A 21,616-nucleotide genomic window follows, 5' to 3' on the forward strand; every position below is an offset into this window, starting at 1 on the left:
CACCAACCTGACCACTTCCTCCGTGGAGGCATCAAAAGCCTTCTGCGAAAGCGCACGCTTACCTTTCAGCGCCCGAATCTGGGCGTCAAAATCAGCATAGTGCTGCGTCGTGGCCCAGATCATGAACATTAGCGTCTGCGCGTCGACCGGCGCAAGCAAGCCCCGCGCAATCCACCCATCAATCACGATCACCCGCGTTTCAAGCCAAGGTTTCACGCGCTCGTTCAAAATGTCCTGCATGTGCACCGCGCCGTGAATGATCTCGCTCGCCCACACTTTCGAGCCGAGCGGCCGCCGCCGCGACAACTCCATTTTCGTCCGCACATAACCGCCGATTGCTTCGACCGGGTCATCGCTTGACTCGAAGGTATCGGCTGCGCGATGCCAGTCTTCAAACAAATCCTCCAGCACGCGCCGATAAAGCGCCAGCTTGGTCGGAAAGTAATAGTGCAAGTTAGCTTTCGGCAAGCCTGCACGTTCCGCGATCATCGCGGTACTCGCGCCTTCAAGTCCGCGCTCGGCGAACACGGCCTCGGCGCACGCTAAAAGATGCGCTTCATTGGTCTCGCGAATGTGTGCCTTGCGCCGCCGCAACGGAACGGGCGCAACGTCGGTTTTCGTTGCCTCGGCTGTCGCTTCGTCATCTCTCATTGTTTTCCTTGCATGGCGCTGTACGCCTTCCCCGTCTTGATCGCGCCTCATTCTATGCGCTTTGACGCCACTGCTGCATAGCCTGTCGTTTGCCTTTCCCAAGGCTCTGCTGCATTGCAATGGCACGCTTCTCGCTATGCTTTTACTCTAATCGGAAACCCCGAAAGACGTTGATTTGCCAATATTAATCGGCTACAACCTGTCCAGTTGGACAGGATTTGAGAGGCAGCGGATTGCGATGAATTCGCCTCCACAAAACCGACAAGGCGAGCGGAGAGATGTTGCACCGCTGCCGTGCGCCAGCGCCCCAAAAGCCGACGCCGATGCACCAGATTTGTATGAGTCAAAACCCTAAATCGAGCAATACGCAAGGAGAACGCGAAATGGACGCGGTAACCGATTCAGCGCTGGATACGTCGATCAGAGTCAACGGCAAACGTCTCTGGGACAGCCTCATGACAATGGCGAAAATTGGCGCGACCCCGAAGGGTGGCGTCTGCCGGCTGGCGCTCACCGATCTCGACCGCGAAGGCCGCGACCTGATCGTCAGTTGGGCGAAGGAAGCGGGTTGCACGGTCAAGGTGGACCAGATGGGCAACGTGTTCATGCGCCGTGCCGGGCGCAACGCAGATGCCGCGCCGGTCATGACGGGTTCGCATGCGGACTCGCAGCCGACAGGCGGTCGCTTCGACGGGATCTACGGCATTCTGGGCGGCATCGAAGTGATCCGCTCGCTTAATGATCGCGGCATCGAGACTGAACATCCGGTGGAAGTCGTGATCTGGACCAACGAGGAGGGCTCGCGTTTCGCGCCGGCCATGGTCGCGTCCGGCGTGTTTGCCGGCGAGTTCACACTCGACTACGGGTTGTCCCGCAAGGACGTGGATGGCAAGACGATTGGCGAGGAACTCAAGCGTATTGGTTATGCAGGCGATGAACCGTGCGGCGGCCGCAAGCTGCACGCAGCGTTTGAATTGCACATTGAACAAGGGCCGATTCTCGAAGCGGAAAACATGACGATCGGTGTGGTCACCGACGCGCAAGGGCAGCGCTGGTACGAGATCACGCTGACCGGGCAGGAAGCGCATGCGGGCCCTACGCCCATGCCGCGTCGTCGCGATGCGTTGCTTGGGGCATCGCGAGTGGTCGAGTTGGTGAATCGCATTGGGCTCGACAATGCGCCGCTGGCGTGTGCAACGGTCGGCATGATGCAAGTGCATCCGAACTCGCGCAATGTGATCCCGGGCCGCGTGTTTTTCACCGTCGATTTCCGTCATCCCGACGACGCCGTACTCGCAAAAATGGACGCTGCATTGCGTGCTGGCGTGGAGAAAATCGCAAGCGCTTCAGGACTCGAAACGCAGCTTGAACAGATTTTCTATTACGCGCCGATCGCCTTCGACGCCGCCTGCGTGAAGTCCGTGCGCGCAGCCGCCGAGCGCTTTGGTTATGCGCATCGGGACATGGTCTCGGGTGCAGGACACGACGCGTGTTACCTCTCGAAGGTCGCACCCACGTCGATGGTCTTCGTGCCTTGCGTCGACGGGATCAGTCATAACGAGATCGAAGATGCCTCTGAGGAATGGATCGAGGCGGGCGCAAACGTGCTGCTTCACGCGATGCTCGAACGCGCGGGCCGTTAAGCTCGGGTTGGTTTAGTCGAGAGACCATTGCTTGCCTCATCTTGAAGAAGGAACGTGTATGACCACGAAGCACATTGGCGATATTGCCTCAAGCCGGCTGTCGCAAGAGCAACTGTCGTGTCAGTTTTCCGATGTGGCGCCCTTGCTTAATGCAACCGCGGCGGCTGCAGCATCGAGCCGTTGCCACTACTGCTATGACGCACCGTGTATTAATGCATGCCCCACAAAAATAGATATTCCCAGTTTCATTCGTAAGATCGGCAACGGCAACATGAAGGGTGCGGCCATGGATATCTTGTCGGCCAACCCCTTGGGCGGCGCGTGCGCACGCGTATGTCCGACTGAAATCCTCTGCGAGGGGGCATGTGTCAGAAATCATCAGGATGACAAATCAGTTCAGATCGGTGCATTGCAGCGTCACGCCACCGACTGGGCGATGGCGCGCGGCGAGCCGCTCTTCAAACGCACGGCGGATACGGGACGTCATGTTGCCGTGGTCGGCGCGGGGCCAGCAGGACTGGCGTGTGCGCATCGCCTCGCGATCGATGGCCACAAGGTCACGGTGTACGACACCCGGCCCAAGCCCGGCGGCCTGAACGAATACGGCATCGCGGCGTACAAGGTGGTTGAGGATTTCGCACAACGCGAAGTGGAGTGGTTGTATTCGGTGGGGGGTATTGAAGTAAAGAACGACGTGATGCTCGGCCGCGATGTAAAGCTGAGCGATTTGCGAAAGCAACATGACGCCGTGTTCCTTGCGATCGGCTTGGGCGGTGTGCGTGCGCTCGAACTCGAAGGCGAGACGCTGCAAGGCGTATACAACGCGGTCGATTTCATCGAGGAGGTGCGTCAGGCAGATACGCTCGCGAGCGTGCCGGTGGGGCGTCGCGTGGTGGTGATCGGCGGCGGCAACACGGCTATCGATGCAGCGGTGCAAAGCCGGAAGCTCGGTGCTGCAACAGTGACGATGGTGTACCGGCGGGGCGTTGAAACCATGGGCGCCACCTGGGCCGAACAGGAATTCGCGCAGACCAACGGCGTGACGATCGTCACGCACGCGAAACCCGTGCGTTTAACCGATGCAGATGGTCAGGTCACGGGCGTCGAATTCGAAAACCCGCAGGGTGAGCGCTTCGTCATTGAAGCCGACATGGTCCTGAAGGCGATCGGTCAAACGCTCGCTCCAGAAGGTCTGGAAGCTGACATGCTCACGCTCGACGGCAGCCGTATCGCCGTGGATTCGAACGGCCGTACGTCGCTCGATAACGTCTGGGCCGGCGGCGACTGCGCGGCCACAGGTGGGCTCGACCTGACCGTGCAAGCGGTGCAGGACGGCAAGATTGCCGCTGAGTCCATCCACGCGTTCTTCGCGGCGACGGCCATCAAGGCCGCTTAAAAAAACCCACAATAAGGGAGCCAGTTCATGGCCGATCTTCGCAATACGTTTGCCGGCATCACGTCGCCGAATCCTTTTTGGCTCGCCTCCGCCCCGCCCACCGATAAAGCCTACAACGTCAACCGCGCCTTCGAAGCGGGTTGGGGCGGCGTCGTATGGAAAACGCTCGGGCTCGACCCGCATGTCGTGAACGTGAGTTCGCGTTATGGCGCGGTGCAATGGAATGGCCAGCGCATAGCAGGACTGAACAATATCGAATTGATCACCGACCGTCCGCTTGACATCAACCTGAAGGAGATCGCCGAGGTCAAGCGCGACTGGCCTGATCGCGCGCTGATCGTCTCGCTGATGGTGCCGTGCAACGAACGCGACTGGAAGTGGATCTTGCCGCTGGTGGAAGACACCGGTTGCGATGGCGTCGAACTGAATTTCGGCTGTCCGCACGGCATGAGCGAGCGCGGCATGGGCGCGGCGGTCGGTCAGGTCCCCGAATACGTGGAGATGGTCACGCGCTGGGTGAAGGAAGGCACGAAGCTGCCGTGCATCGTCAAGCTGACACCGAATATCAGCGATATCCGCACCAGTTCACGCGCGGCTTTCAAGGGCGGTGCGGACGCGGTGTCGCTGATCAACACCATCAATTCGATTGTCGCGGTGGACCTGGATCTCATGGCGCCGATGCCGACAGTCGACGGCAAGGGTACGCATGGGGGATACTGCGGCCCGGCGGTCAAACCGATCGCGCTGAACATGGTCGCGGAGATTGCGCGGGACGTGGAAACGCCCGGTTTGCCCATCTCCGGCATTGGCGGCATTTCGTCATGGCGCGATGCGGCCGAGTTCATGGTATTGGGCGCAGGCAACGTGCAGGTTTGTACGGCGGTCATGCACTACGGCTTTCGTATCGTCTCCGATCTCGCGGACGGTCTGTCGAACTGGATGGACGAAAAAGGCTATGCCACGCTCGACGATATCCGCGGGCGAGCGGTGCAGAATGTGACTGACTGGAAGTACTTGAATCTGAAATACGACATCAAGGCGCGCATCGACCAGGACAAGTGTATTGAGTGCGGCCTGTGTCACATCGCTTGCGAAGATACGGCGCATCAGGCGATCATGCGCGAGAAGGACGGCAAGCGGCATTTCGAAGTGATCGATTCAGAATGCGTCGGGTGCAATTTATGCATGCATGTGTGCCCGGTCGAGCAATGCATCACGATGGAACGCGTGGATGCCGGCGAATATGCGAACTGGACGACGCATCCGAACAATCCCGCACGCGTGGACGCCGACGTTGAAGAAAGCGTGAAGGCCGCATAGAGTTTAGAACCTGTAGCAAACGCTAACGATAAAAGTCCCCCGACGGCCGACGCCCGGACTGGAATCACAGCCTGATCCGCGGGCGCGGACCGCAACGATCTTGAGGAGATCAACCTGATGAAGCAGACAGCGCATTCTGTCGACCCGCAGTTCGCGGCCGGCGCCAGCAGCAGTCTATATAACGACGACCTGGCGCCGACCACAGCCGCGCAACGGACGTGGAAGTGGTATCACTTTGCCGCGCTGTGGGTTGGCATGGTGATGAATATTGCGTCGTACATGCTCGCGGCGGGGCTCACGGAGGAAGGCATGTCGCCGTGGCAGGCCGTGCTGACTGTGCTGCTTGGCAACATGATCGTGCTCGTGCCCATGCTGCTGGTCGGGCATGCCGGCGCGAAGCATGGCATTCCGTATGCCGTGCTGGTGCGCTCGTCGTTCGGTACGAAGGGTGCGAGGCTGCCCGCATTGTTGCGCGCGGTGGTGGCGTGCGGATGGTATGGCATTCAGACCTGGCTCGGTGGCAGCGCGATCTATACATTGATCAATATTCTCGCCGGTAATACTACACACGGTGCACCGTTGCCCTTCCTCGATATCTCGCTTGGGCAGCTCGCATGTTTCCTGTTTTTCTGGCTGATCCAGGTCTATTTCATCTTGCGCGGTACTGACTCCATTCGTTTCCTTGAAAGCTGGTCCGCACCGATCAAAATCATCATGTGCCTCGCGCTCGTGTGGTGGGCGACGTCGAAGGCGGGCGGTGTGGGTGCGATGCTCGCGCAGCCTTCGCAGTTCGTCGCCGGCGGCAAGAAGGAGGGAATGTTCTGGGCAACCTTCTGGCCGGGCCTCACGGCCATGGTCGGGTTCTGGGCCACGCTCGCGTTGAACATTCCGGACTTCACGCGTTTCGCCCGCTCGCAGAAGGATCAGATCATCGGGCAATCGATTGGTTTGCCGGCCCCCATGGCGCTGCTGTCCGTCATCTCGGTGGTGGTGACTTCAGCAACCGTGGTGATCTACGGCAAGGCGATATGGGATCCTATCGACCTGACCAGTCGCATGACGGGTATTGGCGTGGGCGTAGCGCTGATCATCCTGACGCTCGACACCATGAGCTGCAATCTTGCTGCCAACCTTGTGGGTCCGGCTTATGACTTCTCGAGCCTCTGGCCGAAGGGCATTTCGTATCGCGTAGGCGGGATGATTACGGCCTTCATCGCTATTGTGATGATGCCGTGGAAGATCCTGGCTACGACGCAGGGCTACATTTTTACGTGGCTCGTGGGTTACTCGGCGCTGCTTGGACCTGTAGCCGGTATTCTCATGGTCGACTACTTCCTGATCCGCGGCACGCGCCTGAACACGCGCGAACTCTTCAACGAGAACGGCGAATACAGCTACACGGGCGGCTGGAATATAGCTGCTGTGGTCGCGTTGCTCGTGGGTGTATTGCCCAACTTGCCCGGCTTCCTGCACACGGCATTTCCAGGCGCGTTTCCCAACGTACCCGCATTCTTCAACACGCTTTACACCTATGCATGGTTCGTGGGCCTCGCGCTCGCATCGATTGTTTATGGCGCATGGATGAAGATGGGCAAGCGCCCGACGGCGCGGATTGCCAGCGCCTGATTTCGCGTGATTTCTCTGGGGAGACAAGCAAGATGACGATCCTGATTCGCGGCGGCACGGTGATTGACGCGGACCGTACCTACCGTGCGGATGTGTTGTGCGCAGACCCGAAGGACGGCGGCACGATCCTGCAGATCGGCCTCGATCTCGACGCTCCGGGGGGTACTGAAACTGTCGATGCATCCGGCCAGTATGTGATGCCCGGCGGTATCGATCCTCACACGCACATGGAGCTGCCGTTCATGGGCACCACGGCGAGTGACGACTTCTATACGGGTACGGCTGCAGGGTTGTCGGGCGGCACGACGAGCATCATCGACTTCGTGATTCCCAGTCCGAAGCAGCCGCTAATGGAGGCGTTTCATGAGTGGCGCGGCTGGGCTGAAAAGGCATCGGCGGACTATGGTTTTCACGTGGCAGTGACGTGGTGGGACGAGTCGGTGCATCGCGACATGGGCACGCTGGTGCATGACTATGGCGTGTCGAGTTTCAAGCACTTCATGGCGTATAAAAACGCCATCATGGCAGACGATGAAGTGTTGGTGAACAGCTTCGCGCGGTCGTTGGAACTGGGCGCATTGCCCACCGTGCATGCCGAGAATGGCGAGCTCGTGTTCCAGCTTCAAAAGCAGTTGCTCGCGAAAGGTTTCACGGGGCCGGAAGCGCATCCTTTGTCGCGGCCGCCTGAGGTGGAGGGCGAGGCGGCGAATCGTGCGATCAGGATTGCGCAGGTGCTGGGCGTGCCGATCTATATCGTGCATGTGTCGTCGAAAGATGCCGTTGACGTCATCACGCGTGCACGCAGTGAAGGACAGCGCGTGTTCGCTGAAGTGCTGCCAGGGCATCTGGTGATCGATGAATCGGTCTATAGCGACCCGGACTGGACGCGGGCCGCCGCACACGTGATGAGTCCGCCGTTCCGTACCAGCGAGCATCGCGAGGCGTTATGGCGCGGTCTGCAATCCGGACAACTGCACACCACGGCGACTGACCACTGCGTATTTTGTGCATCGCAGAAAGCGATGGGCCGCGAGGACTTCACGCGCATTCCTAACGGTTGCGGCGGGGTTGAGGATCGCATGTCGATACTCTGGCATCACGGCGTGAATAAGGGACGCCTGACCCCGAATGAGTTCGTGCGTGTGACCTCGACCAACGCCGCGCAGATTTTTAATTTGTTCCCGCGCAAGGGTGCGGTGCAGGTGGGCGCAGATGCCGACCTCGTGGTGTGGGACCCGGCTGCAACCAGGACGATATCGGTCAAGACCCATCACCAGAAGGTGGATTTCAACGTGTTCGAAGGCATGACTGTGCAAGGTGTGGCGACTCACACGCTGACGCGCGGTGCGCTTGCGTGGACGGACGGCGATCTGCGAGCCGTGCGCGGGGCGGGGCAGTATTTGAAGCGTCCGCCGAACGGTGCTTATTTCGATGCTACCCGGATCGCGAACCAGTTGAAGGAACCGCATCCGATCCATCGTGCCGGTGACAAGGTTGTGAAAGCGGCGTGAAGTTCACGGTAATGTCATAACAAACCGGCGCTCGATGCGCCGGTTTTTTTTTGGCTTTCATGCAATGAAGCACTTGAACAAAAACGCAGCGAATAGCAACTTTGCGAGCTTCCGCTGCTGTTGATAAACTGGTCTTGTGGTAATCACCGTATTGCACTTGGCGTGACCCAATCGTTCATTCGTGTCCGGCTCGTTCAGTGTTGCAGCGAGTGTAACGTCCGACCCCCACAACACCAGAAGGAAGACTGATGGCCAACAATACCTTGACTACGGCGTCCGGCGCGCCCGTCGGCGACAACCAGAATTCGCAGACCGTGGGACCTCGCGGTCCCATCACGTTGCAGGATTTCTGGCTGATCGAAAAGCTGGCGCATTTTGACCGGGAAGTGATTCCTGAGCGGCGCGTGCACGCGAAGGGATCGGGTGCATTCGGCACGCTGAAAATTACGCATGACATTACGAAGTACAGCAAGGCGAAAGTATTCGACACGATCGGCAAGGAGACAAAAGCGTTCCTGCGTTTCTCCACCGTGGCCGGCGAGCGTGGCGCCGCCGATGCCGAGCGTGACGTACGCGGCTTCTCGATCAAGTTCTATACCGAGGAAGGCAACTGGGACGTCGTCGGCAACAATACGCCGGTGTTTTTCATCCGCGACCCGCTGAAATTTCCCGACTTCATCCATACGCAAAAGCGTGATCCGCGCACGAATATGCGCAGCGCTGCCAATATTTGGGACTTCTGGTCGCAGACGCCCGAGTCGCTGCATCAGGTCACCATTTTGATGAGCGATCGCGGCATTCCGAAGAATTTCCGGAAGATGCATGGCTTCGGCTCGCATACGTTCTCGTTCATCAACGCGCAGAACCAGCGTCATTATGTGAAGTTCCACTACAAGTCCATGCAGGGCATTGAGAACGTCACGAATGCCGAAGCGAAGAAGATCATTGGCGAAGATCGTGAAAGCGCGCAACGCGATCTCTACGATGAAATCGAAAAGGGCAACTTTCCCAAATGGCGTTTCTGCATCCAGGTCATGACGGAAGAGCAAGCGCGCAATCATCACGAGAATCCCTTCGACATCACGAAAACGTGGTCGCAGAAAGAGTTTCCGTTGATCGATGTGGGCGTGCTGGAGTTGAACAAGAATCCGGAGAACTACTTCGCTGACGTGGAGCAAGCGGCATTCTCGCCGGCGAACGTGGTGCCGGGGATTGGTTTCTCGCCGGACCGGTTGCTGCAAGGGCGCCTGTTCTCGTATGGCGACACGCAGCGTTATCGGCTGGGTATCAATCATCACCAGATCGCGGTGAACGCGCCGCTCAATCCGAAGCACGCGCCGTATCACCGCGATGGTGCGGCGCGCAGCGACGGCAATCTGGGTAGCACCGCGAACTACGAACCGAATCGCTTCGGCGCGTTTCCGCAGGATCCATCGGTAAACGAACCACCGCTGGCCGTTGAAGGCGATATCGAGCGCTACGATCATCGCAAGGACGACGACTACTATAGCCACGCCCGCGCGCTGTTCAATCTCTTCAATTCCGACGAGAAGCAGCGTTTGTTCAGCAATATTGGTGAGGCAATTGCGGGCGTTCCCGAGGCCATCCTCGAGCGCCAGCTTGCGCTGTTTGAGAAGGTCGATCCGGCGTATGCGGCAGGCGTACGCAAGGCGCTTGGAAAGCCAACGCCGGTCTCGGAGACCGCATTGCCGTAAACCGGTTTGATGTTCGTTTCAATGTTCAATGAAGGCCTCGCGTTCTCGATCTGGAACGCGGGGCCTTTGTCTATTCAGACGGTCGCTTCGTAGTGCGCTGGCACTTTCGTTTCCCGGCAAGCGCCAATCTTTTCCACAACATGCGCAGCGTCCCGCGCGACGCCTGAAAAGCGGCCTGATCCCCATGTATGCAGCCACGGCAAGCCGACGAAATAGAGACCGTCGAGCGGCGTCAGCCCACGCGTATGCGCGGGATAACCGCGGCCGTTGAAGATTGGTGCATCGAGCCAGCTGAAGTCCGGCGTAAAGCCGATGCACCACACGATCGAACCTATTGCGCTCGCTTGCAGATCGAGCGTGGTGCGTTCTTGCGCCGGCGACCACGCGGGTTCATAGCGCGATCCCGGCGGGGCATCGATTCCATTCTTTTCGATGTAAGCGTCGATTCCCGCGTTGATGCCGTTGAAGGTCTTGTCCGCGCTGTCGAGATTTTCGGTCAGGTTAGGCGCGAAGTGAAGCACGCCGTCTTGCAGATCCTGGAGCCGGCCGTACAGTTCCATGCCTTCGGCCGCGAACTTGCGCAGATCGATGTCACGGCCGCCATCACGGCCGGTCACATAGTGATTGGTATTGTCGCGGACACCTTCACGCAGTGGATGCTGATCGACGGGCATGTCGTAGTACTTCATGTCGGCGAGCCAGTCGACCACATCGCGGCCTCGATAAAAGCGCGCGCAACGCGGCGCTTCGCCTACAGCAAGGATCACCTTGCGGCCTGCCAGATGCAAGTCTTCCGCGATCTGCGCGCCGGATTGCCCCGACCCGACCACCAGCACCGCGCCCTCGGGCAAAGCCTGCGGGTTGCGATATTCCGACGACTGGATTTGTTTGATCGAACGCGGCAAGCGTTCTGCCATGCGCGGCACGATGGGCGTGTGATAACCGCCCGACGCGACCACGACCTGGTCCGCCGTGAACTGCCCCTGGCTGGTGGACACGCTGAAGCCACCTTCGCTGTTGCGTGCGACCCGCTGCACTTCCACGTGCTCGATGACGGGAGCATCAACCGTTCGAATGAAGCCATCGAGGTACTCGATGATCTCGTCCTTCTTCATGAAGCCATGCGGATCGTCGCCCGTGTAGGGGTAGCCGGGCAGCGCACATTGCCAGTTCGGCGTCACGAGGCAGAACGCGTCCCATCGTTGCGCGCGCCACGTATGGGTGACGGTATTTTTCTCCAGCACGAGATGATCGATCCCCGCCTGCTTCAGGTAATAGCTGGCCGACAATCCCGCCTGACCGCCACCCACCACGATGACGCTGGTATGCGTCGTGTTGCCCGATGTTTGCGACATGATTCGTCCTTTCGAAAAAGAGTGGCGTTCAGACGAGCGCGATGACCCTGACCTTCGCATCCGGTTCATCGAGAAAACGTTCGGCCTCGACTTCGATCTTCGCGAGCTGGTCCATTGCCGCCGAGCAGGCAAAGCCGTACTTTTCACGCACGCGTTCCGAGGCAATGTTGAGTGCTTCGCGGGCGCGCGAGACGAAGTCATCGACGGGATAGTCTTCTCCCGGCGTAAAGAAATCGCTGACCACTTGCGAAGGCGAATAACAGTTTGCTTCCCTGTTATCGGGCCATTGGATTCGAAAATGCATGACCGGCATAACGGGTTCCTAAAGTGTTGGAAGAGAGCGGCTTGCAAGCAAGGCGCTGTAAATGTCGAGGTGTTTTCGTGCCGATGCCTGCCAGCTCATTCGATCCAGCAACGCGGGTACGGCGTGATTAAAGTCGGTTCGATGACGGCCGTCGATCACGCGTGTGAGCGCGTCAGCGATCGACGTTGAATTCGTGGGCGTGGCCCAGCAGCAGAGAGCGTTGTCGAGATACTCGGTGAACGGCGCGATGTTCGACGCCACGACGGGCGTGCCGCATGCAAGCGCTTCGAGTACGACGAGACCGAAACCTTCGCGCAGCGAGACCATGGCGAGGACATCGGCGCAACGGAAAAGAGCAGGCATTTCGGCGTCATGTAGTGGGCCGGTGATGCTCACCGCTTGCGACAACCCGAACGCGGACACGCGATCCATGAAGGCACGCGCGTAAGCGTCGTGATCGAGCAGACTTGCACCGCCCGCGATTACAAGACGCGCGCGTGGATAGTGTTTAACCAGTTCCGCGAACGCATCGAGCAGGCCGAGCGTGTTCTTGCGCGCTTCGATGCCACCGACCGCGAGCACGACGGGCCCACCATCGCGGATGCCAAGCCGCTGCCGTAATTTTTCATCGTGAGGCGTACGTTGTGTCGAGTAACGTTTCAGATCGACACCGTTCGGCACCGTCGCCGCTTCTATTCCGTACGTGTTGCGCATCTCGCGCGTCCATACTTCGCTCACGCACAGCACGCGGTCGGCGTCGCGCCACGCACGCTTTTGCCAGGCGGCGAGGCGCGGGTTGTCGAAATGGTCCAGGTGGTGAACGGTTCGCACAAAACCCGCTATTTCACCTTCCGCCGTTAACTCTGCAAGCGCGTTTCCACTGATGCTGTCCTGCGCATGCAGCACTTCGAAGCTGCGCGGATCGCACGCTTTTACGCTGGTCTTGAGCGCGCGGAGCCGCGCATCGACGAGTGCGACCGTGGTGTGTTGCGAATCTTCGATGGTCGCGAGAATCACGCGGCATGGCGGCTCCCGGAAGAGCGTTTCTCCGGCCACGGCCGGCGCGAAGAGCGTTACATCATGGCCTTCGTCAACAAGCGCACTCGCGAGTTCGAGTGCATGCACCACACCACCACGTGGATTGACTGAGTGCGTGGTGAGCGCTATCCGCATCGGCGTGGGTGTCATGTCTGGCTCCCTTATCGTCCAACGATGAACGCGTCATCGTTGAAGTTCCAAAGCTCGGCCGACCCGCTGCCTTCGTGCAGCACCACTTTGCGCGAGATATCTACCGATCCGATCGCCGCACATGCCAGCTCACGTTCAACGAACAACTGTTCAACTTGAGCTGCGTGTTCTTCGCGTACGGACATCACGAAGCCGAAACTGGGGAACGCGCTTAACCAGCGCAGACGATCATGTCCAGGCGGCGACGGCAGACGCGAAAGATCGATACTCGCGCCCACGCCTGAGCATTCGAGCAGCATCAGCGCAGTGCCGAGTGCGCCAGCCATGCTGATGTCCTTGGCGGCATCGCAGAGACCGGTTTCGGCGAGCATGGGCAACAACTCAAGGTCAGCGCGCAGGCGCGCGGCCGGTGCACCAACCGAGGCATTCCAGAACGGATAGGGGTCTTCGAACTTACCGCGCAGGTCGACTGCCATCATGAGGCGGTCGCCGGGACGAGCATTGAAACTGGAAAGCAGTTTGTTCGCACGCCCAAGAATTGCCACTGCCAGTTGGGCCTGATCGCTGCGCGTGTTGCTATGGCCGCCGACAATTGGAACGCCGTACGCGGACGATGCCGCTGCCATGCCCGCCAGCACGTCTTCGGCCGCAGGCAAGCCGTCGCTCCAGAGTGCATCGACAACGGCGATCGGGCGCCCGCCCATTGCGTAGATGTCGCTGACGTTGACCATCACGCTGCTGTAGCCGGCGAACCACGGCATGTCGCGCACGAAGTCGCTGACCATGCCTTCTATCGCGAACAGGAGGTGAGAGTCTCCGTCGGCAATGGCCGCGCAGTCGTCGCCCATGGCGACCGCTTGCGGCGCGTCGGAAACGCCACGCGGAACGTACCGCGCAAGCGATGACATCACGCCCGCAATGTCGGTCTTATGTCGAAAGCCGCGCGTTTCCCTCAACGCGGCGACGAGGTCCGTCACCGTCATGACGTGCTCCGCGCGGACGAATACTGCGTCATGAAACCGCTCTGCGGTGTCACACAAGGCGGGTAGAACGCGAGATCCGCCTGCATCAGATGATGGGGCCGGCCATGCATGAGTTCTTCGGAGAGCGTGGTCCAGTGCAGCGAATGAAATAGTGCTGCGTTCTGGCTCTGCACATGCGCGAGGAAAGTTGTGCAGCCAAGCGCATGCGCGCTGCTGACTGCCAGCTTGATCAGCGTTGCGCCAAGCTTGCCGTGCCGCCGGAACGCGGCATGCACGGCGAGCCGCGAGCCGGTCCATACACCCGGTTCGTCCTCGTGAATCCGTACCGTGCCGACCACCTGCTCAGGCATCCCGCCGATACAACTCACCGCCACGAGCAGTTGCGCGCGCTCGTCGATTTCATCGCGGTCATCGCCGATAAAAATCCCCTGCTCGATGCAGAACACCGCCCGCCGCAGCTTGTACGCTTCGTTCGTTTCCCACGGCAGCGTCGTCCACTTGATCGTGTAGCTGGCAGGGGTATAGAGGCGCGCAAGGTCTTCGGTATCGGCGAGCATGATCAGACCTCGTAGGATGACAACGACGAACACGCGCCGCATTTGCCGCAGCCGGCCTTGATATCGGCGGAGCGTATGCCGCCTGCCGACACCATCGCGCCAAGCGGTTGCAGCACCGACTTCATGAACTCGGGTGACGGCGCCGGATGATCCTCGAGCGGCGTGCCGCTGATCGGCACGAACGGGACCACGAACGGATACACGCCGATATCGACCAGTTCGCGCGAGATCGCGAGAATGGCCTCTGCCGTGTCACCAAGACCCGCGAGTATGTAGGTGCTCACCTGACCCCGGCCGAACACCGCCACGGCCGCCCTGAAGGCTTCCATGTAGCGCGAGATGGGCACGCTCGCCTTGCCCGGCATGATCTGTTCGCGCAACGCAGGGGTGACGACTTCGAGATGCATGCCGAGCGTATCGATGCCGCTTGCACGCATGCGCTCGAACCATTTGTCGTCATCGGGTGGTTCGCATTGCGCCTGGATCGGCAGGTCGACCGCAGCCTTGATCGCGAACGCGCTTTCGCACAGGATCTGCGCGCCACGATCCTTGGTGGGTGGCGTGCCGGTGGTCAGGACCATGTGCTTGACGCCATCGAGCAACACAGCCGCGCGAGCGACCTCCGCCAATTGCTCGGGCGTCTTGCGGGCAATGGTCCTTCCAGCCGCAAGCGATTGCCCGATTGCGCAGAACTTGCAAGTCTTCTTGCGGCTTTCATACCGGATGCAGGTTTGCAGCACCGTCGTGGCAAGCACGTCCGACCCATGCAAGGTTGCGATGTGCGAGTAGGGCACGCCGTCGAACGTTTGCATGGCGTAGAAACGCGGCGCCTTCGGGAAGCTGATGCTCGCGATGGGGATCGATCCACGCAGCAATGCGCTGCTGCCGTTTGCATTGGGCGCTGACGCCACGAACGGCGAGTGCCACGCGGTGTTGGTATGGACCGGCACCATGATCGTCACGCCGTCGATAGTGACTGCCTTGTGATCGGACGGACCCGCGCCGCCGCGTCGGCTGGCCACGCTGAGACCCGCGTCCGGATCGGCGAGACGCAAGCCCGCCGATTGCAGTTCAGTCATCAATTGCCGGCTCACGGCCGACAAGGTCTCGTTCGCGTTCAAGGTGCAATCCCCCGGTTGAAGGTGAGAAGCTGTTCATGGGTGCCGACGTCACTGCCGGCCGGTCGTTGATCGCGAGGCTAAGCAATTCGGGCCGCGCGTAGTGACCGACAGAGTCCATCATGCGTTTGCGTTTGGTGATCAGCGACATGTCCAGGTCAGCGATAACCATGCCCTCGCCCTCACGCAGCGGCGGGGCGAGATGCTGGCCTTCGGGCGAGATGATCGCCGTGTTGCAGCCGCCGCGAAGTGCCTTCTGCAGGCCGGGATCTTTCGTGATCGATTCGATCTGTTGCTCTGTCAGCCAGCCGGTGGAATTGATCACGAAGCAGCCGGATTCCAGCGCGTGATGCCGGATGGTCACTTCGATCTGTTCACCGAAGATGGGCCCGACCAGCGAGCCCGGAAACTGGCTGCAATGAATTTCTTCGTGCTGGGTCATCAGCGCATAACGCGCAAGCGGGTTGTAGTGCTCCCAGCAAGCGAGTGCACCCACCCGGCCGATACGCGTCTCCGCTACCTTCAGGCCAGCTGCGTCGCCCATGCCCCAGATCATCCGTTCGTGAAACGTCGGCGTGATCTTGCGGCGCTTGAGCAGCAACTCGCCGTCGGTATCGAAGATCAGTTGTGTGTTGTATAAGCTGCCGTGATCGCGCTCGTTCACGCCGAGCACGACGACCATGCCGTGCCGCCGCGCCCGCTCCGCTACCGCGTGCGTCACCGGCCCGGGCACGACTACGGCTTCGTCATAGAGCCGCATGTGTTCGGCACCCGACGCCACCGGTGCCCGCACGAACGAAAAGTACGGGTAGTAGGGCAGGAAGGTCTCGGGGAAGACGATAAGCTGCACGCCCTGGCGTGCGGCGTCGTCGATCGTTTCGAGGACCTTTTCGAGCGTGCCACCGGGCCGTTCGAGATCCGGTGCTATCTGGACCGCGGCGGCGCGGACGATTCTCTTGTCGGGCATGGTCGTTCCGTGTTGATGAGAGGCTTCAGGCGCAGCGTCAGACGGTCCAGGTATTGATGATCAGCGCGCCGTCCTTGCGATGCAGCAGCTGGATGTCGAGCACGTCGAGCGGGCTGATCGGCTTGATGCCTTCGATCAGCGACGCTTCTCCCTGCCCATACAGCGCTTGCAGCGCAAAGCGGCATGCGTAGACCTTGCCGCCTTCCTCCATGAACTTCTGGATCTGCTTGTTGAAGTTCAGGTGGCCGGGAAACGCTTCGTCGCCGAGTGTCGGGAAACCGCGTTGAAGCCCGAGCGTCACGCCTGGGCCATACAGCAGCACCGAGGTTTCGAAACCCTTGCGCAACAGCCGCGTGGCTTGCAGCAAGTTGACGAAGCCGATGGATCCTTCGAATGCGACCGTGTGGAATGTCACCAGCGCCTTCTCGCCCGGCGTGGCCTTGACGTCTTCAAACACCTTCTCTTCATAATCGACAAGGTAATCGCCTTTCTTGTGCATCGGGATATTGACGGCAGGCATTCTAATCTCCAGTAAATAGACGATTTAATCAGTGGCGCCGACGTTTTCAAGCCAGTTTTAACGCGACACCAAACTTCGGGATACGAAGCTGTTAATGCAACGGACGTGCCATTCAATGAACGCGTTAATGCGATCAATACCCGATCATTCAACCGATCAGTGCGCGCGGAGCAGTGAAATATTTTCGATGACGAGCGCGAAGAGCCTTTTAGGGCTTGGCTCCAAGCCCGGGTGGGCCATGCTGCTGCACCAGCATGACGTGATCACACTGGTGCGGTCGCGCCGGTCTGGTGCAATAAACACCGGATATGTGCATTGACCCCTGATTGATCGGATTCTCCATACGATCGCTTAATGTCGCTCAATGCGATCAATTTATTTTTTTCCGCCGCCAGCGTGCTATCGTTTTTTAACCGTATTTATTCGAGAGCGTTTCCATGGCCAGTCTTACTCATCACTGGATCAGAAAACTGACAGAAAGCCGCAAGCCGGCTTATTTGCTGATTCCCGAGTTAATTGAAGAAGATCTGGCGAGCGGGCGCTTGCGGCCGCGCGATCGACTGCCGGGTTTGCGTGACTTGGCGGACGAACTGCAACTCAACTACACGACCGTCGCGCGCGCCTACGCGGAAGCGCGCAAACGAGGGCTGCTCGACTCGCGTGCCGGCAGTGGCACGTTCGTACGCGGCCGGACGGCGACGCTGCCGCTGTCGGGCGGCAGCAGTGTCGAGATGACCATGAACATGCCGCCCGAGCCGGCGGAACTCGCCGCACGCTTGCGCGATTCAGCCGCGCGGTTGTTTTCGGCTACGGACCCGTATCGGCTGCTGCGGTATCAGGATTTCGGTGGCACTGCTGACGATCGTGCCGCTGGCACCGCATGGTTGAAGCGTCGTTTCGACGATTGCGATGAAGACAAGGTCTTGGTCTGCCCCGGCATTCATAGCGCGCTGGTGGCGCTGGTGTCGCAGCTTGCGCGGCCGGGCGGGACTATTTGCCTCGATACGCTCGCCTACCCGGGCATCAAGGCGATTGCGGCGCAACTGGGTGTGCGTTTGCAGGCGCTCGCACGCGATGACGACGGCCCGCTGGCCCATGCGTTCGAGGCGCTCTGCAAGAGTGATAAACCCAGCGCGTTCTATTGCAATCCTACGATCCAGAATCCGAGCACGGTGACACTCTCGTCGAAGCGGCGCGAGGCGCTTGCCGATGTCGCGCTCAGGTACAGCGTGCCGATTATCGAAGACGATGCGTATGGCATGTTGCCGGTTCAGGCACCCGATGCGCTGGCTACGCTGGCCCCCGATCTGACTTACTACGTCACCGGCTTCTCCAAGAGTTTTGGCGCCGGTCTGCGCGTGGCTTACATTCGTGCGCCGTCCGCGCGGCGCTCGCAGCATCTTGCCGGGGCGCTGCGTGCGACGACGGTCATGGCGAGTCCCTTCACCGTGTTGCTGGCGACGCAGTGGGTTAGCGACGGTACAGCAGACCTTATGCTCGATGCAATTCGTGCGGAGTCCGCGGCGCGTCAGGAGCTTGCCGCGAGCGTGTTGTCCAACTGGAAGTTCGACGCTGATCCGGCCGGGTTTCATTTGTGGATGCCCATTCCGGCGGAGTGCGGATGGAACGCGTCCGAGCTTGCGTTGCAGTTGCGCTCGCAAGGGATTGGCGCGGTGTCAGCGGCGGCTTTCGCCACAGACGGGAATCCGCCCGAAGCCATTCGCGTATGCCTTGGCGGCCCGAAAAATCTTGATGAATGTGAAGACGCGCTGAGGCTGATCGCCGATACCGTTGAACATCCTCATCATCTGCATTTGCCGGTGATGTAGGGGCTTGCGTTGTGCGCGGTCGTCTTGAAGTCTTGTTACGATGCAGGCTTTCGTGTCGACCGTTTACTCCATGCGCAATGTCCGGTTCTTCATTCGCTTAGTCTCGCTCACCGTTGCTGCGCTGTGCGTTTCCACTGCTGATGCGGGCAATCCCGATGCGTTATGGCAGATCGTCCACAACTCCTGTGAGCCCGCCGCGCGCGGTGCCGGTGTCCCGCAGAAATGTGTCGATGTCGATCCGACCGGCGGCTTCGCGATCCTCAAGGATATTAACGGCGTTGCCCAGTATCTGTTGATTCCGACGGCTCGCATCGGCGGCATTGAAAGCCCTGATTTGCTGATACCGCACTCGCCAAATTACTGGCGCGCAGCATGGGAAGCACGGCGTTTTGTTGAAGCGAAGTTAGGGCAGGACCTTCCCCGCGACGAACTCTCACTTGCCATCAACTCGACCAGCGGGCGCACGCAAAACCAGTTGCATATCCATATCGATTGTCTTGCCCCGGATGTTGTTCGTGCGCTGCGTGAGCAAGGTCCGAAGATCGGCGCCGAATGGACTCCATTCCCCACTCTGTTGCGCGGACATGCATACCGTATTCGGCGTATTGATGACGCCGACCTTGCCGCCATTGATCCGTTCAAGCTCCTGGCCCCCGATGTGGCGAGGGAAGGTCAACTCATGGCTGACCAGACCTTGCTGCTTGCGGGTACCACGGCGCCCGACGGCAAGCCAGCATTCTTTCTTCTCAACGATCACGTACAACGCGATACAGGCGATATTGCGTCGTCGGAGGAGTTGCAGGACCATAGCTGTGCCGTTGCACGGTCTAAATAGGGATGGCGAGCCGTTTCGCGAAACTTTGGTTTTTGTCGCGCGAAAGAAAGATTAGACGGGCGCGGGGCGTGAACTGCGATGGATTATGAACGAGGAAATAGAATTGCTGGGGCAAGCGATACATCACCGGCATAAGCTCGTGCTGTTTTCCGGTGCTATTCGATGGCGAGTGAAAACAACAGGCTTGCAAGGCCACTCTCATCCAAAGTACCTTCGGCAACGTCCACCATGATGTCCTCCAGCACGTCGGACCTTGGTATGTCGTAGCCCTGCAAAGCCAGATAGGTCAATGCAGTAACCAATGCTGTTCTCTTGTTTGCATCGTTAAAAATGTGCCCTCTGGCAAGCGCTACTGCGTACATGCCGCGATATCGAAGACATCCGAAAGCTGCCCATAGAGCATGCGGCTCGCGACGCGTGCCGGTGCGCCCTTGAGCGGGCCGACTCCGTGACCGCCCGCGAGTCCGGGCTCTTGTCGCAAGATCAGGTCGTGAATCTCAACGACTTGCTGGGCGTCTATCATCGATTCGCGAGAGCCTTGATTACCTTCTCGTACGTCGCGATAACTCGCTTTGCAGCGCTCATTACCACTCGCGATCCCTCGCTACCTTTTAACTGCATCTCGACAGGCCGCTGGGGTGAGGTTCGAGCTTTAATCGCTACACCATAATTTTTCATCGTTCGCCTTTCTGCCTTTTTAACTCTATGGCTTAGTTTTTGCCAATAGACGCTGCGCACCATAATAACGCGCTTCTATCGCTATGAGAATAACGGTGATGAGCGGCTTCGGCACGTCGTTTTGGGCAATGGCTCCTCGGCGATTCTGTCTACATGGTCGACAAAATTTTACCGCAATAGAACTAAACTTTACCCTGGCCCTCCAGCGCGCTTCGCTGCACTATGTCGCTTCGACCAATCAGATTTGCAGGACGGGCATCATGAACAGCATGCGAACCATTGGCATGATCGGCGGGATGAGTTGGGAATCGACGACCGAATATTATCGATTGGTCAACCGGGACGTGCGTACGCGGCTTGGCGGTCTGAACTCCGCGCAAGTCCTGCTGCACAGCGTGAATTTCGCGCCGATCGAACAGCTTCAACGCGGCGGACAATGGAACATCGCGGGCATCCGGCTGGCCGACGCCGCGCGTCATCTTGAAGCGGGCGGGGCGCATTGCATCGTGCTCTGCACGAACACCATGCATCTCGTCGCGCCGCAAATTGCCGCAGCGGTATCCGTGCCGTTTCTTCATATCGTCGATCCAACCGGGATCGAGGCGAAAAAACAGGGCATACGCAAAGTCGGTTTTATCGGCACTGCGTTTTCGATGCGCGAAAGTTTTTTCCGCGACCGCCTGCAAGAACGGCACGGTATCTCGACGCTCTTGCCCGAGCCTGCCGAGCAAGCGGTCATTCACGACATCATCTATCGCGAGTTATGTCTCGGCGTCGTCAACGACGATTCACGCAAGCTGTATCGCGATGTGATTCACGGGCTCGCAGCGCGTGGCGCGGAAGCGATCGTGCTGGGATGCACGGAGATCATGCTGCTGGTCAACGAAGCCGACAGTCCCGTACCGCTGCTCGATACCACCGCGCTTCACGCCCGCGCCGCCGTGGATTTTTCCCTGGCGCAGGCATAACCGCATTCGGCGTGAAAGCCGCAGCTCAAGGTTCAGTGCTCGCGCCGATGCGTAAACACACGAGGACGCACGGCTTCGATCACTGCCTCGGGCAGCACCTGGTGCAGCGTGCGCACCGTGAAGTCGAGGTCTTCCATTGCCACATCGAAGATCAGCCGGAGGTCGTCGTGGTCGCGTGATGCCTGGCTGACATACACGCCAAGCGGCGAGTGGAACAGCCGCCTGATGCGCTCGCGTGCCGCTTCATCCTGCCTGCTGTGCAGGACGGCCGAAAGATGAACGCGGGACACGCAGGGCGTTGAGAGCGCTTCCTGTACGCCCGATTTTTTCGATGTAACCGAGCCGGTAATTCTTTCAAGGACAAGATTCATTACGCTGCAAGCTCCTGTATCGGGATCACTTGCAGCGTATCTTTTTGTGTGTAAACGCCGCGTTAATATTGCTTGCGGCGC

Annotated in this window: 21 protein-coding genes; 9 read left to right on the top strand and 12 right to left on the bottom strand. The window is 59.5% G+C overall.

What is annotated here, in order from left to right; translation table 11 throughout:
* A partial coding sequence (locus GSQ93_RS37305) for a TetR/AcrR family transcriptional regulator (protein WP_158941234.1) occupies window positions 1–651 on the bottom strand: 651 nt, incomplete at its 3' end.
* A gap of 383 nt (window positions 652–1,034) precedes the next feature.
* Here GSQ93_RS37305 and GSQ93_RS37310 point away from each other — a divergent pair.
* From GSQ93_RS37310 to GSQ93_RS37335, 6 genes are all read left to right on the top strand, one after another.
* Window positions 1,035–2,294 (top strand): Zn-dependent hydrolase, encoded by a 1,260-nt coding sequence (locus GSQ93_RS37310; RefSeq protein WP_158941235.1) that lies wholly within the window; start codon window positions 1,035–1,037, stop codon window positions 2,292–2,294.
* 58 nt (window positions 2,295–2,352) lie between these two features.
* Entirely contained in the window at window positions 2,353–3,690 is a 1,338-nt protein-coding gene (locus GSQ93_RS37315) for an NAD(P)-dependent oxidoreductase (RefSeq protein ID WP_158941236.1), read from the top strand.
* A gap of 27 nt (window positions 3,691–3,717) precedes the next feature.
* Complete coding sequence (preA, locus tag GSQ93_RS37320; RefSeq protein ID WP_158941237.1) at window positions 3,718–5,010, top strand: NAD-dependent dihydropyrimidine dehydrogenase subunit PreA; 1,293 nt, start codon at window positions 3,718–3,720, stop codon at window positions 5,008–5,010.
* A gap of 117 nt (window positions 5,011–5,127) precedes the next feature.
* The gene (locus GSQ93_RS37325) at window positions 5,128–6,636 is read left to right on the top strand and encodes an NCS1 family nucleobase:cation symporter-1 (protein ID WP_158941238.1); all 1,509 of its coding nucleotides are present in this window, start codon (window positions 5,128–5,130) and stop codon (window positions 6,634–6,636) included.
* 32 nt (window positions 6,637–6,668) lie between these two features.
* Complete coding sequence (gene hydA, locus GSQ93_RS37330) at window positions 6,669–8,147, top strand: dihydropyrimidinase (RefSeq protein WP_158941272.1); 1,479 nt, start codon at window positions 6,669–6,671, stop codon at window positions 8,145–8,147.
* 248 nt (window positions 8,148–8,395) lie between these two features.
* Complete coding sequence (locus GSQ93_RS37335; protein WP_158941239.1) at window positions 8,396–9,862, top strand: catalase; 1,467 nt, start codon at window positions 8,396–8,398, stop codon at window positions 9,860–9,862.
* 74 nt (window positions 9,863–9,936) lie between these two features.
* Here GSQ93_RS37335 and GSQ93_RS37340 read toward each other — a convergent pair whose 3' ends face one another.
* Genes GSQ93_RS37340 through GSQ93_RS37375 form a run of 8 tightly spaced genes read right to left on the bottom strand, consistent with a single transcriptional unit; the run spans window position 9,937 to window position 16,854 of the window.
* Window positions 9,937–11,217 (bottom strand): MSMEG_0569 family flavin-dependent oxidoreductase, encoded by a 1,281-nt coding sequence (locus tag GSQ93_RS37340; RefSeq protein WP_254074261.1) that lies wholly within the window; start codon window positions 11,215–11,217, stop codon window positions 9,937–9,939.
* A gap of 28 nt (window positions 11,218–11,245) precedes the next feature.
* Window positions 11,246–11,530 (bottom strand): MSMEG_0570 family nitrogen starvation response protein, encoded by a 285-nt coding sequence (locus GSQ93_RS37345; protein WP_158941241.1) that lies wholly within the window; start codon window positions 11,528–11,530, stop codon window positions 11,246–11,248.
* Window positions 11,531–11,539: 9 nt separating this feature from the next.
* Window positions 11,540–12,709, bottom strand: coding sequence for an MSMEG_0565 family glycosyltransferase (locus tag GSQ93_RS37350; protein ID WP_158941242.1), 1,170 nt, complete (start codon window positions 12,707–12,709; stop codon window positions 11,540–11,542).
* An 11-nt stretch (window positions 12,710–12,720) separates the two neighbouring features.
* Window positions 12,721–13,692: a sll0787 family AIR synthase-like protein gene (locus GSQ93_RS37355; protein ID WP_158941243.1), complete on the bottom strand. Its 972-nt coding sequence runs from the start codon at window positions 13,690–13,692 to the stop codon at window positions 12,721–12,723.
* Window positions 13,689–14,249 (bottom strand): MSMEG_0567/Sll0786 family nitrogen starvation N-acetyltransferase, encoded by a 561-nt coding sequence (locus GSQ93_RS37360; protein ID WP_254074262.1) that lies wholly within the window; start codon window positions 14,247–14,249, stop codon window positions 13,689–13,691. Before GSQ93_RS37360 ends, GSQ93_RS37355 begins: the two co-directional genes overlap by 4 nt.
* 2 nt (window positions 14,250–14,251) lie before the next feature.
* Entirely contained in the window at window positions 14,252–15,328 is a 1,077-nt protein-coding gene (locus GSQ93_RS37365; RefSeq protein WP_158941273.1) for an MSMEG_0568 family radical SAM protein, read from the bottom strand.
* Complete coding sequence (locus GSQ93_RS37370) at window positions 15,321–16,334, bottom strand: Nit6803 family nitrilase (RefSeq protein WP_158941245.1); 1,014 nt, start codon at window positions 16,332–16,334, stop codon at window positions 15,321–15,323. The genes GSQ93_RS37365 and GSQ93_RS37370 overlap by 8 nt, the downstream gene beginning before the upstream one ends.
* A 37-nt stretch (window positions 16,335–16,371) precedes the next feature.
* Window positions 16,372–16,854, bottom strand: coding sequence for an MSMEG_0572/Sll0783 family nitrogen starvation response protein (locus GSQ93_RS37375; RefSeq protein ID WP_158941246.1), 483 nt, complete (start codon window positions 16,852–16,854; stop codon window positions 16,372–16,374).
* A 437-nt stretch (window positions 16,855–17,291) separates the two neighbouring features.
* On the opposite strand from GSQ93_RS37375, the gene GSQ93_RS37380 reads away from it, so the two are divergent.
* Both GSQ93_RS37380 and GSQ93_RS37385 read left to right on the top strand, forming a co-directional pair.
* Window positions 17,292–18,683, top strand: coding sequence for a PLP-dependent aminotransferase family protein (locus tag GSQ93_RS37380; RefSeq protein ID WP_158941247.1), 1,392 nt, complete (start codon window positions 17,292–17,294; stop codon window positions 18,681–18,683).
* A gap of 40 nt (window positions 18,684–18,723) precedes the next feature.
* Complete coding sequence (locus GSQ93_RS37385; protein WP_254074263.1) at window positions 18,724–19,518, top strand: CDP-diacylglycerol diphosphatase; 795 nt, start codon at window positions 18,724–18,726, stop codon at window positions 19,516–19,518.
* A 155-nt stretch (window positions 19,519–19,673) separates the two neighbouring features.
* Here GSQ93_RS37385 and GSQ93_RS37880 read toward each other — a convergent pair whose 3' ends face one another.
* Together GSQ93_RS37880 and GSQ93_RS37885 are read right to left on the bottom strand one after the other, a co-directional pair.
* On the bottom strand, window positions 19,674–19,880 hold the full coding sequence (locus GSQ93_RS37880; protein WP_216857736.1) for a type II toxin-antitoxin system death-on-curing family toxin: 207 nt from the start codon (window positions 19,878–19,880) through the stop codon (window positions 19,674–19,676).
* On the bottom strand, window positions 19,868–20,041 hold the full coding sequence (locus GSQ93_RS37885; RefSeq protein ID WP_216857737.1) for a hypothetical protein: 174 nt from the start codon (window positions 20,039–20,041) through the stop codon (window positions 19,868–19,870). The genes GSQ93_RS37880 and GSQ93_RS37885 overlap by 13 nt, the downstream gene beginning before the upstream one ends.
* A gap of 415 nt (window positions 20,042–20,456) precedes the next feature.
* Here GSQ93_RS37885 and GSQ93_RS37395 point away from each other — a divergent pair, with 415 nt between their 5' ends.
* The gene (locus GSQ93_RS37395) at window positions 20,457–21,164 is read left to right on the top strand and encodes an aspartate/glutamate racemase family protein (protein ID WP_367889812.1); all 708 of its coding nucleotides are present in this window, start codon (window positions 20,457–20,459) and stop codon (window positions 21,162–21,164) included.
* Between the two features lie 32 nt (window positions 21,165–21,196).
* On the opposite strand, the gene GSQ93_RS37400 is transcribed toward GSQ93_RS37395, so the two are convergent.
* On the bottom strand, window positions 21,197–21,535 hold the full coding sequence (locus GSQ93_RS37400; RefSeq protein ID WP_158941248.1) for a hypothetical protein: 339 nt from the start codon (window positions 21,533–21,535) through the stop codon (window positions 21,197–21,199).
* Between the last annotated feature and the right edge of the window lie 81 nt (window positions 21,536–21,616).

The organism is Burkholderia sp. S171 (assembly GCF_009766085.1).
GTDB lineage: Bacteria > Pseudomonadota > Gammaproteobacteria > Burkholderiales > Burkholderiaceae > Caballeronia.